The organism is Microbacterium umsixpiens (assembly GCF_053543675.1).
Genome location: NZ_JBLVOH010000055.1, coordinates 1 through 3,283 on the forward strand (window position 1 = coordinate 1; position 3,283 = coordinate 3,283).

Sequence of the window (3,283 nt, forward strand, 5' to 3'; positions counted from 1 at the left end):
GGTGACACCGTTGGCCCATCCGTCGGGGAGGGCTTCAGCGACGGCACGGAGCGTACGCCCCCAGCTCACGCCGAGGGTGCGCGGAACCGGACGCAGTGCGGTCAGGAAGTCGGCGGCAGCCTGCGCGACGCGCTCGAGCGTCCCGTCGTCGCCGTCCGGCGCGGGCACGACGACGGCATCGGTGAGGCCGAACCGCTCCACCAGCATCCGCTCCAGACCGAGCCGACGGGCACGCGGGTGCACGATCTCGATGCGCACGATGCCGCGGTCCTTGGCCTGGACCAGAAGTCGGCCGACCTTCCAGCGGGAGATCTTGAGGAGCCCGCCGATCTCGTCCTGGGTCTTATCCTCGTCGTAGTAGAGCTCGGCGACGCGAACCATGAGCAGATCTTCTTCCACGGCATCCTCCTTCCTCACCCAGCGTAGGCCGGAAACTGCGTTCGCGCACGCAATTGCTCATATGAGCAGAACGCCCGCAGCGCGTGCACATTCGCCGGACACGGCGAAGGGGCGCCCGTCATGATGACGGACGCCCCTTCAGAACCGAACGGTCTCAGACCCGCTTGCGCGTGGTGAGCACCTGGTCGACGATGCCGTACTCCAGCGCCTGCGCGGCGGAGAGGATGTTGTCGCGATCGATGTCACGGTTCACCTGCTCCGGGGTGCGCTTGGTGTGCCCGGCCAGGGTCTCCTCGAGCCAGGTCCGCATACGGAGGATCTCCGCGGCCTGGATCTCGATGTCCGAAGCCTGGCCGTGGCCGGCCTCGCCCATCGCGGGCTGGTGGATCAGCACTCGGGCGTTCGGCAGCGCGAGACGCTTGCCGGGCGCGCCGGCCGCGAGCAGCACGGCCGCGGCGGATGCCGCCTGGCCGAGCACCACGGTCTGGATCTGCGGCGCGACGTACTGCATCGTGTCGTAGATCGCCGTCATCGCGGTGAACGAACCACCGGGCGAGTTGATGTACATCGTGATGTCACGCTCGGAGTCCTGGCTCTCCAGGACGAGGAGCTGCGCCATCACGTCGTCGGCCGACGCGTCGTCGACCTGCACGCCGAGGAAGATCACGCGGTCTTCGAACAGCTTGTTGTACGGGTCCTGACGCTTGAACCCGTAGGCCGTGCGCTCCTCGAACTGCGGGAGCACGTAGCGGCTGGAGGGCAGGTCACCGGCAGCGCGGAAGGTGGGTGTGTACATGAGCGTCCTTTCGCTTTCCGTTACTCGGTGTCCTGGTCGGTTCCGCCGCCGCCGATGACGTCGGAGGCCGATTCGCGGATGTGGTCGACGAAGCCGTACTCGAGCGCTTCCTCGGCGGTGAACCAGCGGTCGCGGTCACCGTCGGCGTTGATCTGCTCGACAGACTTGCCGGTCTGCGCTGCGGTGATCTCGGCGAGGCGGTTCTTCATCGACATGATGAGCTGCGCCTGGGTCTGGATGTCACTCGACGTACCGCCGAAGCCACCGTGCGGCTGGTGCAGCAGCACCCGGGCGTTGGGCGTGATGTAGCGCTTGCCCTTGGTGCCCGCGGTCAGCAGCAGCTGGCCCATCGAGGCTGCCATTCCGATGCCGACGGTGACGATGTCGTTCGGCACGAACTGCATCGTGTCGTAGATCGCCATACCCGCGGTGATCGAGCCACCCGGCGAGTTCACGTAGAGGTAGATGTCTCGCTCGGAGTCCTCTGCGGCGAGAAGAAGGATCTTCGCGCAGATCTCGTTCGCGTTCTCGTCTCGCACCTCCGAGCCGAGCCAGATGATGCGGTCCTTCAGCAACCTGTCGAAGACGCTCGTTGCGAGGAGGGGTTCTGCAGCCATGTCAGCTCCTGATTCCGTGTTTCAGTGATTCGAATCTACCGGCGACAACGCAGCACTCAGGCCGTGTTCGCCGTCGGCATATCAGGTGTCGGTGCCGGCGATCTCGTGGGCGTAGGCCGTCATCGAGCGGTGGTACCGCGGGAGGTGCGGCACGAGGGCGAGCAACGCGACCGAGAGCCCCTGCGCCGGTCGCCCGGCACTCGCGAGGATGAGTGCGTGGACCGTCGCGACGGCGTCGCGATAGGGCCCATCAGCCGACAGCTCCTCCTCGGCACGGATGACGGCGAGAGCCTCGTCGTACTCCCCCAGGTTGCGCAGGGAGCTCGCCAGCTGGATCACGCACTGCGGGCGGTGCTCCTCGTCGAGACCGAGCTGCAGGGCGCGCCGGTACAGTTCCACGGCCTCGGCCGGCTTCCCCGCAGAGTCGCGCGCACCCGCACGTTCGAACTCCGCGCGTGCGTCGTCCGATCCGCGCTCGGCGGCCAGGGCATCGATCCGCGCGATCGTGTCGTCGCCGACCTCTTCGCCCGTCGCGTCCTCCCACACCTCGTCGATGCGCTCATCCCACGTCTTCATCGCTGCTCCCTCCCTGGATGGAAAAGAGGGCGGATGCCGCAGCACCCGCCCTCTTCACTGGATCGTGTCCGATCACTCAGCCTTGTCGGCAGCCTTCTTGGCCGGAGCCTTCTTGGCGGCGGGCTTCTTGGCAGCCGGCTTCTTCTCGGCGGTCTCGTCCGCAGCGTCGGCTTCGACCTTCTTGGCCGGAGCCTTCTTGGCGGGAGCCTTCTTGGCCGGAGCCTTCTTGGCCGGCTTCTCCTCGGCTTCCGCCTCGGTCTCGGCCTCGTCGTCCGTGACGATGAAGTCGGAGAGGTCGACGGCCTTGCCGTTGCTGTCGACGACCTTGACCTTGCCGAGCGCGATGGCGAGGGCCTTGTTCCGGGCCACCTCACCGACGAGCGCGGGCAGCTGGTTCGAGGACTGCAGCGCCTCGACGAACTCCTGCGGAGCCATCCCGTACTGCGCGGCAGACTGGATCAGGTACTGGCTCAGCTCTTCCTGCGAGACCTGCACGTCGGCCTGCTCGGCGATCGTGTCGAGCAGCACCTGCGTGCGGAACTGCTTCTCGCTCGCCTCGGTGACCTCGGCGCGGTGCACGTCGTCCTCGAGACGGCCTTCGCCCTCGAGGTGGTTGTGCACCTCGTCCTCGATGAGCTGCGGCGGAACCGGGATCTCGATCTTCTCGAGCAGCGCCTCGACGAGCTTGTCGCGCGCGGCGGAACCCTGCGTGAAGACGCCCTGCTGTGCGACGCGCTCAGCCAGGCTCTCGCGGAGCTCCGCGATGGTGTCGAACTCGCTCGCGATCTGCGCGAAGTCGTCGTCGGCCTCGGGAAGCTCGCGCTCCTTGACGGCCTTGACGGACACGGAGACCTCGGCCTCGGAGCCGGCGTGGTCGCCGCCCACGAGAGCCGAG

General features: G+C 67.3%; 5 protein-coding genes. All 5 read right to left on the reverse strand.

What is annotated here, in order from left to right:
- The coding region (locus ACNPM4_RS05635; protein WP_448985013.1) for a sugar-binding domain-containing protein at window positions 1–399 on the reverse strand (399 nt) is incomplete at its 3' end.
- A gap of 154 nt (window positions 400–553) precedes the next feature.
- Window positions 554–1,195: an ATP-dependent Clp protease proteolytic subunit gene (locus tag ACNPM4_RS05640; protein ID WP_029261627.1), complete on the reverse strand. Its 642-nt coding sequence runs from the start codon at window positions 1,193–1,195 to the stop codon at window positions 554–556.
- Between the two features lie 20 nt (window positions 1,196–1,215).
- Window positions 1,216–1,812 carry an ATP-dependent Clp protease proteolytic subunit gene (locus ACNPM4_RS05645; protein WP_017830295.1) on the reverse strand — a complete coding sequence of 199 codons (597 nt, stop codon included), beginning with the start codon at window positions 1,810–1,812 and terminating at the stop codon, window positions 1,216–1,218.
- A gap of 81 nt (window positions 1,813–1,893) precedes the next feature.
- The gene (locus ACNPM4_RS05650; protein WP_262001125.1) at window positions 1,894–2,388 is read right to left on the reverse strand and encodes a tetratricopeptide repeat protein; all 495 of its coding nucleotides are present in this window, start codon (window positions 2,386–2,388) and stop codon (window positions 1,894–1,896) included.
- A gap of 72 nt (window positions 2,389–2,460) precedes the next feature.
- Window positions 2,461–3,283 (reverse strand): trigger factor (locus ACNPM4_RS05655; protein WP_473965298.1); only part of this gene is annotated, 823 nt, incomplete at its 5' end.